Origin of the sequence: Clostridium sp. K13 (genome assembly GCF_019734195.1) — a bacterium.
In the GTDB taxonomy this organism is placed as follows: Bacteria; Bacillota; Clostridia; order Clostridiales; family Clostridiaceae; genus Clostridium.
The window spans coordinates 175,896-194,136 of record NZ_JAASHM010000003.1 but is presented as its reverse complement, the minus strand read 5'-3'; the positions used below and the strand labels follow the sequence as shown (position 1 = coordinate 194,136).

The 18,241-nt window shown below is 26.8% G+C and carries 18 protein-coding genes; 17 read left to right on the top strand and 1 reads right to left on the bottom strand.

Features of this window, described 5'->3' with window-relative positions:
* Positions 1-66 precede the first annotated feature (66 nt).
* The 9 genes from HCG76_RS03805 to HCG76_RS18950 all read left to right on the top strand — a co-directional run bounded on the left by HCG76_RS03805 (position 67) and on the right by HCG76_RS18950 (position 9,875).
* A complete protein-coding gene (locus tag HCG76_RS03805) occupies positions 67-1,497 on the top strand; it encodes an NAD(P)/FAD-dependent oxidoreductase (RefSeq protein ID WP_221698566.1) in 1,431 nt (476 codons plus the stop codon).
* Between the two features lie 13 nt (positions 1,498-1,510).
* Positions 1,511-2,764 (top strand): NAD(P)/FAD-dependent oxidoreductase, encoded by a 1,254-nt coding sequence (locus HCG76_RS03800; RefSeq protein ID WP_221698567.1) that lies wholly within the window; start codon positions 1,511-1,513, stop codon positions 2,762-2,764.
* 1 nt (position 2,765) lies between these two features.
* On the top strand, positions 2,766-3,119 hold the full coding sequence (locus HCG76_RS03795) for a DUF1667 domain-containing protein (RefSeq protein WP_221698568.1): 354 nt from the start codon (positions 2,766-2,768) through the stop codon (positions 3,117-3,119).
* Positions 3,120-3,218: 99 nt separating this feature from the next.
* Entirely contained in the window at positions 3,219-3,863 is a 645-nt protein-coding gene (locus tag HCG76_RS03790) for a pentapeptide repeat-containing protein (protein ID WP_221698569.1), read from the top strand.
* Positions 3,864-3,973: 110 nt separating this feature from the next.
* Positions 3,974-5,020 (top strand): calcium/proton exchanger, encoded by a 1,047-nt coding sequence (gene cax, locus HCG76_RS03785; protein ID WP_221698570.1) that lies wholly within the window; start codon positions 3,974-3,976, stop codon positions 5,018-5,020.
* 406 nt (positions 5,021-5,426) lie between these two features.
* Positions 5,427-6,590, top strand: a complete 1,164-nt coding sequence (locus HCG76_RS03780; protein ID WP_221698571.1) for a class I SAM-dependent methyltransferase — start codon at positions 5,427-5,429, stop codon at positions 6,588-6,590.
* Between the two features lie 66 nt (positions 6,591-6,656).
* On the top strand, positions 6,657-8,198 hold the full coding sequence (gene cls, locus HCG76_RS03775) for a cardiolipin synthase (RefSeq protein ID WP_221698572.1): 1,542 nt from the start codon (positions 6,657-6,659) through the stop codon (positions 8,196-8,198).
* A gap of 137 nt (positions 8,199-8,335) precedes the next feature.
* On the top strand, positions 8,336-9,721 hold the full coding sequence (locus HCG76_RS03770; protein WP_260458000.1) for a L,D-transpeptidase family protein: 1,386 nt from the start codon (positions 8,336-8,338) through the stop codon (positions 9,719-9,721).
* Positions 9,722-9,749: 28 nt separating this feature from the next.
* Positions 9,750-9,875: a hypothetical protein gene (locus HCG76_RS18950; RefSeq protein WP_260458001.1), complete on the top strand. Its 126-nt coding sequence runs from the start codon at positions 9,750-9,752 to the stop codon at positions 9,873-9,875.
* A 445-nt stretch (positions 9,876-10,320) separates the two neighbouring features.
* On the opposite strand, the gene HCG76_RS19495 is transcribed toward HCG76_RS18950, so the two are convergent.
* Positions 10,321-10,455: a RebB family R body protein gene (locus HCG76_RS19495; protein WP_370778854.1), complete on the bottom strand. Its 135-nt coding sequence runs from the start codon at positions 10,453-10,455 to the stop codon at positions 10,321-10,323.
* Positions 10,456-11,022: 567 nt separating this feature from the next.
* On the opposite strand from HCG76_RS19495, the gene HCG76_RS03760 reads away from it, so the two are divergent.
* From HCG76_RS03760 to guaD, 8 genes are all read left to right on the top strand, one after another.
* Positions 11,023-11,175, top strand: a complete 153-nt coding sequence (locus HCG76_RS03760; protein ID WP_221698573.1) for a hypothetical protein — start codon at positions 11,023-11,025, stop codon at positions 11,173-11,175.
* Positions 11,176-11,181: 6 nt separating this feature from the next.
* Positions 11,182-11,472 (top strand): hypothetical protein, encoded by a 291-nt coding sequence (locus tag HCG76_RS03755; protein ID WP_221698574.1) that lies wholly within the window; start codon positions 11,182-11,184, stop codon positions 11,470-11,472.
* A gap of 96 nt (positions 11,473-11,568) precedes the next feature.
* Positions 11,569-12,399, top strand: coding sequence for a deoxyribonuclease IV (locus HCG76_RS03750; protein WP_221698575.1), 831 nt, complete (start codon positions 11,569-11,571; stop codon positions 12,397-12,399).
* Positions 12,400-12,587: 188 nt separating this feature from the next.
* On the top strand, positions 12,588-13,088 hold the full coding sequence (locus tag HCG76_RS03745) for a hypothetical protein (protein WP_221698576.1): 501 nt from the start codon (positions 12,588-12,590) through the stop codon (positions 13,086-13,088).
* Between the two features lie 133 nt (positions 13,089-13,221).
* Positions 13,222-15,513, top strand: coding sequence for a xanthine dehydrogenase molybdenum-binding subunit XdhA (gene xdhA, locus HCG76_RS03740; protein WP_221698577.1), 2,292 nt, complete (start codon positions 13,222-13,224; stop codon positions 15,511-15,513).
* A 16-nt stretch (positions 15,514-15,529) separates the two neighbouring features.
* Positions 15,530-16,402, top strand: a complete 873-nt coding sequence (gene xdhB, locus HCG76_RS03735; RefSeq protein ID WP_221698578.1) for a xanthine dehydrogenase FAD-binding subunit XdhB — start codon at positions 15,530-15,532, stop codon at positions 16,400-16,402.
* Between the two features lies 1 nt (position 16,403).
* Positions 16,404-16,880, top strand: a complete 477-nt coding sequence (gene xdhC, locus HCG76_RS03730) for a xanthine dehydrogenase subunit XdhC (RefSeq protein ID WP_221698579.1) — start codon at positions 16,404-16,406, stop codon at positions 16,878-16,880.
* Positions 16,881-16,909: 29 nt separating this feature from the next.
* Positions 16,910-18,190, top strand: coding sequence for a guanine deaminase (gene guaD, locus HCG76_RS03725; protein ID WP_221698580.1), 1,281 nt, complete (start codon positions 16,910-16,912; stop codon positions 18,188-18,190).
* The last annotated feature ends 51 nt before the right edge of the window (positions 18,191-18,241 follow it).

Genomic DNA, 18,241 nt, shown 5'->3' with positions numbered 1-18,241 from the left:
CAGAAGATAATTCTTCGTGTTTTTATACTTGATTTTTTTATTTTAATAAAAAAAGGAGTGAGTTTTATGTATGATGTTTTAATAATTGGAGCTGGAGTTATAGGAGCATCTATTTTTAGAGAGTTAACTAAATATAATTTAAAAGTAGCAGTAGTTGAAAAAGAAAATGATGTAGCTATGGGAACTACCAAAGCTAATTCAGCAATTATTCATGCAGGATATGATCCAAAGTGTGGTACGCTAATGGCAAAATATAATGTTAGAGGGAATGATATGTTTGAAAAGATTTGTAGTGAGTTATCTGTTCCCTTCAAAAGAATAGGGTCTTTAGTTTTAGCTTTTAATAATGAAGATTTAAAAGTTATTAAGGACCTCTTCATCAATGGAAATACTAATGGTGTTAAGGGATTAGAGATATTAAATAAAGAAGAGGTATTATCACTTGAACCTAATATATCAAAAGAGGTTATAGGTGCTTTATATGCACCAACAGCAGGAATAATAGGACCCTTTGAATATACCATAGCACTTATGGAAAATGGTTATAAAAATGGAGGAGATATAATATTAGAGAGTGAAGTAGTATCAATTGATAAATTAGAAGAAATTTTTATTATTAAGATTAAAGACGGAAAAGAAATAAAAGCTAAGTATATTATAAATGCGGCAGGTATTTACGCAGATAAAATTCATAATATGATATGCAAGGAAAAGTTTAAAATAATACCAAGAAAAGGTGAATATTATGTAATGGATAAGTCACAAGGTAATATAGTTAATCATACAATATTTCCTTGCCCATCAAAAGTTGGAAAAGGTATATTAGTAACTCCTACAGTACATGGTAATATTTTAGTAGGTCCAAATGCAGTAGATTTAGAAGATAAAGAATCATTAAATACAACAAGTGAAGGTTTAAAGTATATAAGAAAATCTGTAGCTCATATAACTGAAAAAATAGACTTTAAAGAAAGTATAAGAACATTTTCAGGCTTAAGAGCAACTTCTACTATTAATGATTTTATTATAGGTGAAGATTCAGAGGTGAAGGGCTTTATAGATGTAGCAGGAATCAAGTCACCTGGCTTATCATCAGCACCTGCTATAGCAGAGGATATTATTAAATTATTAAGAAATTCTGGATTAAATTTAATGAAAAATGATAATTTTATCGAAGTGAGAACACAAGTTCGGATGTCGGAGTTATCACCACTTGAAAAGGAAGAATTAATTAAAAATCAACCTTTATATGGCAGGATGATATGCAGATGTGAAGGTATTACTGAAGGAGAAATAGTTGATATAATAAAGAACTCCTTTGGAAAAATAACATTAGATGGAGTAAAAAGAAGATGTAGACCTGGAATGGGAAGATGTCAGGGCGGTTTTTGTGGCCCAAGAGTTCAAGAAATTATTGCTAGAGAATTAAATATAAAAATGGAGGATGTATTATTAGAAAAAAATGATTCTATTATTTTGTATGGAAAAAGCAAATAGGAGGTGAATTTAAATGGTATTTGATTTAATAGTAATAGGGGGTGGACCAGCGGGACTATGTGCTGCATATGAGGCTAAAATGCAAGGTGTAGATAAAATATTAATAGTAGAAAGAGATAAGGAATTAGGCGGCATTTTAAATCAATGTATTCATAGTGGCTTTGGACTTCATACATTTAAAGAAGAACTTACAGGACCAGAATATGCGGAAAGATTTATTAATATGGTTAAAAAAACAGACATAGAAATTAAGCTTGATACAATGGTTTTAGAAATAGAAAGGGATAAAACTATACATGTAATTAATACAAAAGATGGATATATGAAATTAAAAGCAAAATCGTTAGTGCTTGCAATGGGATGTAGAGAAAGAACCAGGGGTGCTATTGCTATACCTGGAGATAGACCATCAGGAGTTTTAACAGCAGGAACAGCTCAAAGATATATAAATATGGAAGGATATATGCCTGGTAGAGAGGTATTAATACTAGGTTCTGGGGATATTGGCCTTATAATGGCAAGAAGAATGACTTTAGAAGGTGCAAAAGTAAAAGGTATTGTTGAATTAATGCCATATTCTAATGGGTTAAATAGAAATATAGTTCAGTGTTTAAATGACTATAATATACCTTTATATTTATCTCATACTGTAATAGATATAATAGGTAAAAATAGATTAGAAAAAGTTATTATAGCAAAGGTTGATGATAATAGAGTACCTATTAAGGGAACAGAAAAAGAGTTTAATGTGGATACTTTATTATTATCTATTGGTTTAATTCCTGAAAATGAATTATCTATAAAAGCTGGTATAGAAAAAGATAAAAGAACAAATGGCCTTATAGTAAACGAAAGTATGGAAACATCTATGGAAGGAGTATTTGCTTGTGGTAACGTACTTCATGTACATGATTTAGTTGATTTTGTTAGTGAAGAGGCTAAAAGAGCTGGAAAGTGTGTTTATGAATATTTAAGTGGAAAATTAAAATCTGCAAAATATGTAAATATAATTAATGGATCTAATATAACTTACACTATACCACAGAAGCTGAATGTAGAATCTATAAAAGATAAGCTTATAGTCTTTATGAGGGTAAATAATGTATACACTCACAAGAAGATAGTCGTAAAGTCTGGTAATGATATAATTTCAGAGTTTAAAAAAGAACATTTGGCTCCAGCTGAAATGGAAAAGATAGTTTTGAGTAAATCTAAATTAGATGGTATAAAAGAGGATTTAATTATATCAGTGGAGGATGACAAGTAATATGAATAGAGAGTTAATATGTATATGTTGCCCAATGGGATGTCATTTAACTGTAGATATAGATAATAAGATAGTAAAAGGTAATACATGCAGGCGTGGAGAAGAATATGGATTAAATGAGGTTATTAATCCAGTTAGAGTTATTACATCAACTGTAAAGATTAAGTCTGCCGCTTTACCAGTTTTACCAGTAAAGACAAATGGAGCTATACCTAAAGAGTTAAATTTTCAGGCTATGAAGATAATAAATAGTATTACTGTTTTAGCTCCAATAAAGCTAGGTGATATTATTATAAAGAATATATTAAATACAGGAATTGATTTAGTTGCAACTAGAAGTATGGAAAAGATATAATATCAAACCTTTCATTTTCTAAGTATATATTATGTATATCATATATTATTTAGATAATATATAATGATATATGTGATATATAAGCGAGGAGAGGATTTAATGACAAAGTTAATTAAAATACAAAATCCTAAATTTATTGATGATGTTGGAAAAATAATAGATTTAAGAGAAGAATTTATCTATAGTGAAAAAATACAAAATAAGATTATAGAAAATACAGATATTGAAGATAAGAATGATATAGGTTTAACAATAGATTCATGTATATTTGATAATATAACTTTTATAGACTGTAATTTTGAAAGAGTTGATTTAATAGATACAATATTTAAAAATTGTGATTTATCTAATGTATCATTTAGTGGTGGAAGTATACATAGAGCACAATTTATCAATTGTAAATTAATAGGTACACGCTTTGATGAATGTAGTTTTAAAAATGTATTATTTGAAAATATATTAGGAAAATATTCTAATTTTTCTTATAGTAAAATAGTAAGTGTTAATTTTATTGAATGTAATATGATAGAAAGTATATTCCAAGAGGTAAAATTAGATAAAGTAACCTTTGATAATTGTAATTTTACAAACGGATTTTTTAATAAAACATTTTTAGGTAAAATGGATTTAACTACTTGTGATATTACAGGAATTGATGTAGATATTTCTAATATATATGGAACTACAGTAACAACAATGCAAGCATTAGATTTAAGTAGATTATTAGGATTAAATATAAAGTAAAAAAAATTAAACTATCTATGAGTTTTTTCATAGATAGCTTTTTTTATAATAATATCTTGGGATAATGGGAAAAATACATCATATATTGAAATGAATTGGATGTGATATATATGAAGTTCTTAAAATATATGTTGATTTTTATTCCAATCAGCATAATAGGGAAATTTATGAATTTTTCTCCAACAGTAATGTTTATTTTGGCAGCATTATCAATTATACCTCTTGCAGGTTTAATGGGAGAAGGTACAGAAGAAATATCATTTTATGCAGGTCCTAAAATTGGAGGATTTTTAAATGCAACCTTTGGAAATGCAACAGAATTAATAATTTCATTTTTTGCATTAAAGCAAGGTTTATTTGAAGTAGTTAAATCATCTATTGCGGGATCAATTATAGGTAATATTTTATTAGTATTAGGTGCTAGTATGCTCATGGGAGGAATTAAGCATAAAAATCAAAAATTTAATAAAAATATAGTTGAAGTTACATCTAGTATGTTATTATTTGCAGTTATTGGATTATCAATACCAGCAGTATTTACTCATACTTTTCCAAATAATTTGTTAAATACTAGATATGAAGGATTGAGCTTAGTAGTAGCAGTTATAATGTTTATAATATATATATTAAGCTTAGTATTTTCATTTTTTACTCATAAAGAATTATATGCAGTAAATTATGATGAAGAAGAGGGAAAAGCAAAATGGTCTTTAAAAAAGGCTATAATTATTTTAATAGTAGCTACTGTTTTTATTGCCATAGAAAGTGAATTTTTAGTTGATGGAGTAGAAGGAATAACAGGAAAATTGGGATTAAGTGAATCATTTGTAGGAATTATATTAATTCCTATAATAGGAAATGCAGCTGAACATACTACAGCAATTACTATGGCTTTAAAAAATAAAATGGATGTTGCAATTGAAATTGCAATAGGTTCAAGTATGCAAATAATTTTATTTGTAGCCCCAGTGCTTATATTCTTAAGTCTTATGTTTACACCTATGACTATAATATTTAATCAATTTGAACTAATTGCTCTTATAGTATCAGTATTGATTGCCAATAAAGTAGCTAGTGATGGAGAATCAAATTGGTTAGAAGGAGCTCAATTAGTTGCAGTGTATTTAATAATTGCAGCTGGATTCTTTATAGTATAAATTATAGATTGCATAATACTACTAATTAGTACTGTAATTACATAGCATGATATATTTATATATGAGTAAAATAACTTTGTAATGTAAGATAAACATTATAATGTATTTTCATATAGGAGGAATTAATACTATGGGTGAAAAGCATAGCTGTTGTTGCTCAAGTCAACAAGAAAAAGAAAAGAAAGCAAATAATTGTGGATGTGAACATAGAAAAGGTAAAAAGGGTCAAAATATAAAAGAAAATTATTAAAAAATAAATGGCTAGTATATATGCTAGCCATTTATTTTTTAGAATATTTAATAAAAATTTGAATAATTCAAATTAACATATATAATTAATAATGGAAAAATGATATTATATAAATTAAAATGATATTATATTATACATAAATAAGGTGAGATACATATGGAAGAATTAAAAAAGATATTAGATGAAATGTTTAAAGATGACATAATTAAGGTTGTTATAAGTAATAAGCTTAATAAAGATGTTAAGTACAATAAAATAACAATTAATTTAAAGGAAACTAATAAGGGAAAATTTTATCAAATAGAGAAATTTACTGATAAACAAGTTTTTCATGAAAACATAGATGTAGAAAGTATAAATGAAAAAGTATGCGAGTGCATAACTGGAGCTTATAAACAACTTTCTGCATGGTCAAATAATTGTACATATGATATGAAAATATCTAAAAAGGGAAAAGTATTTTTAAGTAAGAAAAAATCTGATAATGTTAAAATAGTTAAAAAAGGTCATAATAAAGAGAAAAACTATATATTAAAAGAGGGGATGATTATAGAACCTCTTATAGACTTAGGAGTATTTACTAAGGAAGGGAAAGTTATTAACTCTAAATATGATAAATATAAGCAAATAAATAGATTTATAGAAATAATAGATGATGAAATTAAAAAGAATGATTATAAAGAGTTAACTATATTAGATTTTGGATGTGGGAAATCATATTTAACATTTGTATTATATTACTATTTCGTAGAAATAAAAAAAATAAATGTAAAGATGATTGGATTAGATTTAAAGGAAGATGTAATTAAAAAATGTAATGAAATAGCTCAAAGATATAAATATGATAATTTACATTTTGAGTTAGGTGATATTAATGGATTCAAATATAATAATAAAGTTGATATGGTAATAACTTTACATGCATGTAATACAGCAACAGATTATGCTTTATATAATGCGGTTAAATGGAATAGTAAATTTATTTTCTCTGTACCATGTTGTCAGCATGAGTTTAATGCTCAAATGAAAGCAGATGAATTATCAATATTAACTAAGTATGGAATAATTCAAGAAAGGGTAGCCGCTTTAATGACAGATAGTGTAAGAGCTAACTTATTAGAGGCTGCAGGATATAAAACACAACTATTAGAATTTATAGACATTTCTCATTCTCCTAAAAATATTTTAATAAGAGCCTCTAAAACAAATATTTCAAAAGAGAAAAAGGAAAAATCTTTAAAAGAAGTTGATAACCTAATTAATACATTTAATTTTAATCCTACACTATATAATTTATTAAAAGATGATAATTTAATTTAATACCTAAAGGCAGTAAAATATATTTTATTACTGCCTTTATTTTAAAATACATTTAAGGAGATGTTTATGAAGGCAGGCAAGAAAAAAGTTTTTAATGTTATTTATGGAAGAATATTAATGATAATTGTTATATTACTTATACAAATCACAATTTTAGGATTAGCATTTATGTGGTTAAGTGAAGATCTTCCATATATATATGGTGGATTTACAATACTTACAGCAATTTTAGTAATATATATTCTAAATAAAAATGAAAATCCATCATTTAAATTAGCTTGGATGTTACTTTTAGTTATATCACCTGTTTTTGGTGCATTATTTTATTTATTTGTGAAATTCCAAGTTGAAAGTAAACTAATTAATTATAAGCTATTAAAAATTATAGATGAAACACAACAGCATTTATCACAAGATGAAGAGGCTATTAATGAATTAGAAAAAGTAGACAAGCAGGTAGCTAATTTAGCAAAGTATATGGTTAATATAGGTGGATATCCAATTTATAAAAATACAGATGTAAAATATTTTTCCTTAGGTGAAGAAAAATTTGAAGAAATGAAAGTACAAATAAAAAATGCTAAAAAGTTTATTTTTATGGAATATTTCATTGTTGAAGAAAGCTATATGTGGAATTCAATTTTAGAATTATTAGAAGAAAAGGTTAAAGAAGGTGTTGAGGTTAGATTTATGTATGATGGTATGTGTGCATTATCATTATTACCATATGACTATCCTGAATATATTAAAAAAAAGGGAATAAAGTGTAAGATGTTTTCTCCTATTAAACCAGTTCTTTCAACAGCACAAAATAATAGAGATCATAGGAAAATACTTGTAATCGATGGGGAAGTAGCATTTAATGGTGGAATAAATTTAGGTGATGAGTATATAAATCGTATTGAAAAGTATGGTCATTGGAAGGATACTGCAGTAATGATAACTGGAGAAGCAGTAAAAAGTTTTACATTAATGTTCTTGCAAATGTGGAATATTAATGAGAAAGATCATGATGATTTTGAAAAGTACATATCTATTGAAAAGGAAGAACTTAATGCTAGTGGTTATGTAATGCCTTATGGAGATAGTCCTTTAGATAATGAGAATGTTGGTGAAAATGTATATTTAGATATATTAGCAACAGCTAAAGAATATGTTCATATTATGACGCCTTATTTAATTATTGATAATGAAATGATGACAGCTTTAACTTATGCTGCTAAAAGGGGAATAGATGTAAAATTAATATTACCAAGTATACCGGATAAAAAAAGTGCATTTATGTTAGCTAGAACCTATTATTCGGAACTTATACAAGCTGGGGTAAAGATATATGAGTACACACCAGGGTTTGTACATGCTAAAGTATTTTCTAGTGATGATGAAAAGGCTGTAGTAGGAACAATAAATTTAGATTTTAGAAGTTTATATCTTCATTTTGAATGCGCTACCTTCTTTTATAAAACTAATGTAATAAAGGATATAGAAAGTGATTTCCAAAATACATTGAAATTATGTAAGCATGTAACTATAGAAGATTACAATAAATTAAATATATTTTATAAAATTGGTGGAGGTATTTTAAAGTTAATTGCCCCATTAATGTAAATAATAAATTAGAAATAATAATGAAATGTTATATTCATTTGATTATTATTTTTTTTATTTGTCTTAAAATTAGAAATAATTACATAATAATATAATGTACAAGCCGTTTTAGAAAGAACATAAGGGGGGATAGGTTTTTGGATAAGAATAGAAAAGGTAGTATAATGTTCTCTATTATAACTACTATTTTTACTATAGTAATAATATATCTATTAATTTCTATTTATTTTAATAAGCATTTTTTTTATGGAACTTACATAAATGGTGTAAATGTATCCTTTAAAACTGTAGAAGAGGCCGATATAAAATTATTAAATGCATCATCTGATTATGTTATTGAAATTAGAGAAAGAGATGATGTTGTAGAATATATCAAGGGGGATACAATCAATTTTGAATATAAAGGAACAGATAAAATAGGAGAATTAAAGAAAAATCAAAATGGATTTTTGTGGCCTAAATTTTTATTTTCTAAGAATATATATAATATAAATAATGTTTATAATTATGAAAAAGCTTTGCTTGATGAAGAGTTTAACAAATTATCTTGTTTCAGAAAAGAAAATATTATAGAACCATTAGATGCTTGTTTTCACTTTAATGGAACTGATTATGATATAGTTGAGGAGATATACGGTAATAAGGTTAATAAAGACTATCTGTATGCATATATATTGAATTCTGTATTGATAGGAAGAAAAATAATTGATTTAGAAGAAATAAATGCTTATGAATATCCTGATTTTACTTCAACTAGTGAAAAGGTTATAGATGCGCAAAAGGAATTAAATAAATATGTATCCACTGAAATTTACTATACCTTTGATGAAGAAATAGAAATTTTAGATGGAAGTATTATTAATGAGTGGTTAGAAGTAGATCAATCTATGAATGTTGTTTTTAATGAAAAGAAAATTAAAGAGTATTTGAATGAATTAAGTAGTAAATATGATACTTATGGAAAGACACGTAGTTTTAAAACAACTACTGGAAAAACGATTGATGTAGTAGGTGGAAATTATGGTTGGAAAATTGATAAGAGCAAAGAATTTGAAGAGTTAATGGAAAATATAAAAGGTGGAGAAAAAATAAAGAAAAAGCCAGTATATATACAAGAAGCATGGGGAACTAGGGAAAATGATATTGGTAATACTTATGTAGAAATAAACTTAACTAATCAGTGTTTATGGTTTTATAAAGAGGGAAAGTTAATTGTTCAAGGGGATGTTGTAACTGGTAATATAAGTAGGGGTAATGCAACACCACAAGGAACCTATATATTAAATTATAAGCAAAAAAATGCAACTTTAAAAGGTGCTGGATATAGTTCTGATGTTAAGTATTGGATGCCATTCAATTGTAATATAGGAATACATGATGCAAGTTGGAGAGGATCATTTGGTGGGTCAATTTATAAAAGTGATGGTAGTCATGGATGTGTAAATGCACCATTATATTTAGCTAAAAAAATATACGAAAATATAGAGCCTGGAACTCCAATTGTTTGCTATAAGGAAGAGTAATAAAAAGTATATAGGAGGTAATAAAAAAATGTTGTTTACAGGAATAATTGCTTGGATAAACATAGTCTTAATACTTACTATTTCAATATTAGGTGTATATGCATTAATACTGCTGATAAAGGCATTAAATATATATATTAAGAAAAACTCTTAATGGTATAATAGTATAAACAAATTAATTTGAGGAAAAATATGTACACAAATGTAAAAAAATTTGGTTCAGCTTCAAAAGTTAATTCTAATATTTTAATATATGATAAAATGCTTATAATATAAAAGAACATCTGGATTAAATGATAAATAATGGCGTGAAATTGTGAAGAAATATTTAACTTTATACGAGTTAGTTATTTATTAAATTGCTAGATAAATAGGAAGTTGTAGGTGAGTTTAAAATGAAAAGTGAAGATTAAAAATACCTAAGGGGATTTTTTGTAATATATATTTTAATTCAGCTTTGCTAAATTTATCGAAAGTTTTCAAAAAAGTTAAAAAAACAGCCTTATATAATAATTTAACTTTATCATAGAAGGCTGTTATATATGACCTCTTACTGTTATTGCATCTAAGTTAATTTAAGTTTATGAAATATAGTTTCATTAGTCAGTATCAACAGCATAAATCAGATTAACACCCTGAAATTCATTTGCTTGATGGATTAAATTGGATTGTTGTTGTCCATAGGTGGCGTCTTGTATTGCTTCTGAAAATTCATTAGGAAAGTATTGTAATATATCGCCATTATTAAATGAACTTTCAGTAGTTTTATTAATACGTGCACAATTTCCTTTGTAGTAACAAATTTTGATGGATTTAACTCTTGATTTATACAGTATTCTAAATACTCTATTTAGGAATTTTTCAAATTATCTAAGCTCTTTTCGTCCTTTTTCATTATTTGCACCAGTTACTAAAATTCTTAACATATTATACACTCCTTATTTTTTTATCTCTCAAAATTATAATATGATTATGTAACTTAATTTGTGATTAACTTAATAACATAGTAAGCTCCTTTAAATCATTTGATGACAGTAGTGAATAAATTACAAATATCTTTTACTACATATTAGCAAGTTGAGTTATATTGCTTAACCGTATCAAATAAAGTCTTATATTTAGAGGAATAATTAGATCCAATAATAATAAAAATTAGATAAGAATAATATTTTTATGGATTATATCATAGTTTATATTGATATAATCCATTTTAGCATTATTGTAATATTTTATTAGTATACATAATAAAATATATTATACAAAATTAAATAGCTATAAGCTCAATTAAGGGGTGTAGATTTATGGGAATTAAAACAGAAACTGTAATTTTAAGATTATCAAGAAATGATGAGAGAAAGCTTAGAGATAAAGCTATAAAAGATAATAAAAGCATAACTGAATATATTAAGCAAGTTTGTATATATGATCCATGGATTGAAAATTATGAGGAGTAAAAAAATATGGATTTTATAAATAGTAGTATATTACATAAGGTATTTATTATTTTTTATATTGTTATTATAATTTATGGATTTTACTCTGATATTAAAGATAAGAATAAAGTGGAAAAAAGAATAAGAGAAAAAATAGATGGTCAATACAAAACAGAAATATTATTAGAAATAGATGAAGATGAAAAATATATGTTGAAAAGTTTAGCTTATGATTATGGATATAATACAATAGAAGAATTTATTGTTACAATATTAAACGAAGAAGTAAATGATGAAAGAGATGAGTATAATTGTTAAAATATATTATTTAATAATAATTATTATCTATTGATAGTATTAAAATATTGTAGTATATTTAAAGTAATATAAAAAAACAGTACTGGAGGACTATAAATGTTAAACATAGGATGTCACTTATCTACTACAAAGGGATTTAAAAATATGGGAAAAGAAGCTTTATCTATTGGAGCTAACACTTTTCAATTCTTTACACGTAATCCTAGAGGTGGAAAAGCTAAGGATATAGATGAAAAAGATGTTGCTGGACTTTTAGAAATTATGGAAGAAAATAATTTTGCTAAAATATTAGCTCATGCACCATATACTTTAAATGGATGTTCAGCAGATGAAAATACAAGAAGATTTGCAACTGAAATGATGGCTGATGATTTAGTTAGAATGGAGTATTTACCTAATAATCTTTATAACTTTCATCCAGGAAGCCATGTAAAACAAGGTGTTGATGTAGGGATAGATTTTATTGTAGAAATGTTAAATACAGTATTAAAACCAGAGCAAACAACTACAGTTTTACTTGAAACAATGGCTGGAAAAGGTACTGAAATAGGTAGAAGTTTTGAAGAAATAGCACAAATAATTGAAAGAGTAGAATTAAAGGATCATTTAGGAGTATGTTTAGATACGTGTCACGTTTATGATGCTGGATATGATATAGTTAATGATTTAGATAATGTTTTAGACGAATTTGATAGAATAATTGGATTAGATAGATTAAAAGCTATACATTTAAATGATAGTAAGAATCCTTTTAAAAGTCATAAAGATAGACATGAAAAAATAGGTGAAGGAAGCTTAGGACTTGAAGGAATAAGCAGAATAATAAACCATCCAAAGCTTAGACATTTACCATTTTTCTTAGAAACACCTAATGAATTAGATGGATATAAAAATGAAATAGAATTATTAAGAGAACAATATAAATAGTAGAAAAAGTGGAAGTATTTTTTGATATCATTTAGATAAAACAAGGAGTACTTCCGCTTTTTTTATATGTAATGTTAAAACTAAATATAAATTAATAAAAGAGAGTAAAATAATGTTATAAATATATTTTATTCTTTTAATAATATAAATATATTATAGGTTAAAAAAATATTAGAGGTGATTTTTTTATGAGTGAAAACAATGGTAGAGAATCTAAAGCAATAGAGGTATTATTTCAAAAGCTAATAAGTGATAGTTATAAACAAAAGCAATATAGAGATATGTACACAATCGATATATTACCTAGAAATGTTGGGAATATTCAGAAGTATAAGGATTTTGAAACTATTATATTAAAAAATAATAGCTATAATGTTTTAAATAAATTTGTTTTATCAATGAGTAAATTATATCTTTATGATAGTCATATTTTTAAATTAATACATGAAGAAGGAGAAAGTTTATCTTTTGAGCCTTATAATAATGATTTAAATAGGTTTATAGATGATGTTATTTACAATTTATCTGTTCCAGATAAGAGAATGGATATTATATTTAATGAATTAAAGATTGGAATAGAAATAAGTTCATGGTGTATAAAGGTTATGGATTTTGGTTGTACAGAGTTAAGATTTGTTATGGATATGTTTAAGTCAGAAGGGCTTTTTATAAGAAGACCATTTTTATAAGAAGACCATTTTTATAAAATAGAACCTTATTATGTAGTATTTAACAAATAGTCGTAATATACTATAATTAATATATATTGATATAGTTTACAAAAAGTATAAGGGTGAAAAATGAAGGGTGAGGGGTGAATCGATGTCTAATAAAATTTTAGGTAGCGATATAAATAGGGTTGATGCTGTTGCAAAAGTAACAGGAAAAGCTAAGTATACAGATGATTTTATTGAAAGGGATATGCTTGTTGGAAAAGTACTTAGAAGTCCTTATGCACATGCATATGTTAAAAATATAAATGTAGAGGAAGCATCTAAATTAGATGGAGTATATGCAATAATAACATCTAAAGATTTACCAAGGGTAAAATTTGCAACAGCAGGTCATCCCTATTCATTAGATCCAGGACATAGAGATGTAGAAGATAGATTAATATTGACTGATAAGGCTAGACTAGTTGGAGATGCTATTGCAGCAGTAGTAGCCAAGGATGAAATTATAGCGGACAAAGCATTAAAATTAATAAAGGTTGATTACGAAATTTTACCATCTGTATTTGTACTGGAAGAATCAGTTAAAGAAAATGCACCTAAAATTCATGAAGATAGAAAAAATAATATAATTGCCTCTTCTGTTATAGATATAGGTGATATTGATAATGAGTTTAAGAATGCAGACTTTATATTTGAAGGGGAATATGAAACTAGTATAGTACAACATTGTCAGCTTGAAAATCAAACCGCCTATGCTTATGTTGATAGTAATGACAGAATAGTGATAGTAACTTCAACTCAAATACCTCATATAGTTAGAAGAGTTGTAGGTCAAGCATTAGATATACCATGGGGACGAATTAGAGTAATTAAACCTTATGTTGGTGGTGGTTTTGGTAATAAGCAAGATGTAATAATTGAGCCATTAACTGCAGCTATGACCTTAGCGGTAAATGGTCGACCTGTTAGATTTTCACTAAGTAGGGAAGAGGTTTTTATTGATACAAGAACTAGACATGCTATGAAGTTTAATATTAAAAGCGCAGTTTCTAAGGAAGGAAAACTGCTTGGTATTTACATGGATAATATTGTTAATAATGGAGCTTATGCATCTCATGGACATTCAATTGCAATGAGTGCAGCAAGTAAATTTAGACCATTATATAATTTTAATTCTATAAGAGTTGAGCCTAAAACAGTATATACAAACTTACCAACAGCAGGTGCAATGAGAGGCTATGGAATTCCACAAGTATGCTTTGCTTTAGAAGCTCATATTGAAGATATAGCAGTAAAATTAAATATAGATTCAATAAAGTTTAGAAAGGATAACTTTATATCACTTGGACATACTGATCCTTTAAGTGGAATTAAAGTAAGATCATTTGAATTAGATAAATGCATTGAAAGAGGAAAAGAGCTTATTAAATGGGATGAAAAAAAAGAATTATATAAGAATCAGAACTCTAATAAGAGAAAAGGTTTAGGAATGGCTTGTTTTAGTTATTTTTCTGGTACCCATCCTGTAGCCTTAGAGCTTGCTGGTGCAAGAATTGTAATGAATCAAGATGGATCTGTACAATTACAAGTTGGTGCAACTGAAATTGGTCAAGGTAGTGATACTGTCTTTTCTCAAATGGTAGCTGAAGTTTTAGGCCTAGATATGAAAGATGTTCACATAGTTACAACTCAGGATACAGATATTACTCCATTTGATACAGGTGCATATGCATCAAGACAAACTTTCGTTACAGGAGCAGCGGTTAAAAAGGCTGCAGAAGAAGTAAAAGAAAAGGTGCTTTCTATAGCAAGTAAGAAGTTTGGTTTAAATGTTGAAGAGTTAGATATTGAGGATGGAAATATAATAGAGAAAAAGTTAAATGATATATTATGTCCATTATCAGAAATAGCAATGTATTCTTATTATGACAGAATAAATGCTAAACCAATAACAAGTGATACTTCTGAAAATGTAAGAATTAATGCTGTTGCATATGGTGTAACATTTGCAGAAGTTGAAGTAGATATTGAAAGTGGAAAAATAGAAGTTTTAGAAATATATAATATTCATGATTCAGGAAAGATAATGAACTATAAGCTTGCAGAAGGACAAGTTCAGGGTGGAGTAAGTATGGGACTTGGTTATGCATTATCAGAACAAATGTTATTTGATAAAAAAACAGGTAAGCCACTAAATAATAATTTATTAGATTATAAAATTCAAACAATATTAGATACTCCTAAGATTGGTGTAGACTTTGTGGAAGAGGCAGACCCAGCAGGTAGCTTTGGACAAAAATCTTTAGGAGAAAATCCAACTATTTCTCCTGCTCCAGCTATAAGAAATGCTGTATTAGATGCAACTGGAGTAGCGCTAAATAAGTTACCTATGAATCCACAAAGTGTTTTTGAAAAGTTTAGAGAAGTTGGTTTAGTTTAAAAAGGAGGGAGTATTTATGTTTGATATAAAGGAAATAAAAGAGCCTTTATCTTTAAATGAAGCTTTAAAAGAGTTAGATGATAATAAAGGCTTAAAGATAATATGTGGTGGAACTGATGTATTAATAAAATTACATCATGGAAAAATGAATGATGCAGAGCTTTTAAGTATAAAGAATATAAACTCTTTAAAAGAAATTAAGGTTTTAGAAGATAATACAATTTCTATAGGGTCAGCTGTAACATTTTCAGATATATTTAGAAATGATATAATTAATACCTGTATTCCAATATTAAGTGAAGCAGCTGTATCTATGGGAGGTCCACAAATAAGGAATATGGCAACTATAGGTGGAAATGTATGTAATGGAGCAGTTTCAGCTGATAGTGCACCAGCTTTATTTTCTCTTAATGCATTACTTAAGATTAAAAGTTTAAATGGTGAGCGAATAGTTAATATTACAGATTTTTATGAGGGACCAGGTAAAGTTAAAATTAAGGAAAATGAAATTTTGACTGAAATATTAATAAAAGAAGAAGATTATAAAGAAAAAAAAGGAAAATATATAAAATTTTCTAATAGAAAAGCTCTTGATATATCAATGTTAGGTGTAGCTGTTTTATATGAGATAGAAAATAGTATATTTAAAGATTTAAGGATTTCTTTAGGGGTAGCATCTCCAACACCTATACGATGTAAAACAGCAGAAAACTTTGCTATAGGAAAAGATATAAATAATGAAGTAATTAATAAAATTGCTGAATTAGCAAAGCTTGATTCTAATCCAAGAAACTCATGGAGAGGTTCTAGAGATTATAGGTTGCATCTGATAAGTACCTTAATCAAAAGGATTTTAAATGATGAGTATATAAAAAGTGAGGTAAAGTGATATGAGTCAATCTATTATGAAAAAAATTAATTTAATAGTAAATGATATTGAATATAATTTAGAAGTAGATATTAGAGAGTCTCTTCTTGATGTATTAAGAAATAGGTTATTTTTAACTGGAGTAAAAAGAGGTTGTTCCGTTGGTGAATGTGGGGCGTGTACTGTTTTAATAGATGGTGTTCCTATAGATTCATGTATTTATCTTGCTATATGGGCAGATAAAAAGAAAATATTAACTATTGAAGGTGTAGCTAAAGATGGAAAGCTTAGTAAAGTTCAGCAAGCTTATGTAGATGAAGGTGCTATTCAATGTGGTTTTTGTACACCAGGTCTTGTTTTAACAACAACATCATTAGTTAATAGTGGTAAGGAATATACAGATGAAGAAATTAAAAGAGAGATATCAGGTCATTTATGTAGATGTACAGGATATCAAAAAATATTTAAGGCTACTAAAAAATCTTTGCAGAAAAAATAATTAAATATTTATTAAGGGGAGATTTAAATTTGAAAAACGTTTATGGAGTAAAAGGAAATATAATATATACAAAAGAATTTGGAAAATATGAAGTTATAAGTAAAGGAATAATTATTATAGAAGATGAAAAAGTTAAAGGGATTTATAATGAATTACCATTAAATTATAAAGATATAAATGTTAAGGACTATGGTGATAAATTAATTATTCCTGGATTTGTTGATTTGCATTTACATGCACCACAATTTCCTAATATGGGATTAGGATTAGATAAGGAGTTAATTCCTTGGTTAAATAAGTATACATTTCCTGAAGAAGAAAAATATTATGATTTGCAATATGCTGAAAAAGTATATAAGAAGTTAATAAATAAGATATGGAGTGTTGGTACAACTAGATGTTGTATATTTAATACAATTCATAAGGATAGTACAAAGTTGCTTTTAGATTTATTTAATAAATCAGGATTAGGAGCTTATATAGGAAAAGTTAATATGGATAGGGAATGTCCAGATGAATTAAAAGAAGAAACTAATACATCTATTTTAGATACTCTTGAAATAGTAAATGAGTATAAAGATAAGTATAAATTAGTAAAGCCAATAATAACTCCAAGATTTGTTCCAACTTGTAGCTTTGATCTTCTAAAAAGTTTAGGTGAAATAGCAAATAAATATGATATACCAGTACAATCTCACCTTTGTGAAAATTATGGTGAAATAGAGTTAGTTAAAAGTCTTCATCCTGAATGTAAGAATTATGCCGAAGTATATAATAAGTCAAATTTATTAAAAGATAATAAGTGTATAATGGCTCATTGCGTATTAGTCAATGAATCAGAAATAGATTTATTAAAAAAGAAGAGAACATTTATAGCTCATTGTCCAACTTCTAATTTAAACTTATCTAGTGGAATAGCACCAATTAGAAGAGTAATTGAAAGAAAAGTCAATGTTGGATTAGCTTCAGATATATCAGGTGGACATACATTGTCAATACCAGAAGTAATAGCTTCTTCTGCACAAGTATCTAACTTGAAATGGCTTAATAGCAATAAGGTTGAAGAAAAACTTACAACAGCCGAATTGTTTTATTTAGCAACTAAGGGTGGAGGCAAGTTCTTTGGCAAAGTTGGTAGTTTTGAAGAAGGTTATGATTTTGATGCTTTAGTTATAGATGATAGTGATTTATTAATTGAAAATAATCTTTCTTTAGAAGAAAGATTACAAAAGTTTATTTATATAGGTAGTTCTAATAATATTGTTGAAAGATATGTTTGTGGAAATATTATTAAGGAGCCTAATATATAATAATGTAAATTTAAATATTAAATGCTTATTAAAGTAAAGAGTGGTGAGTCT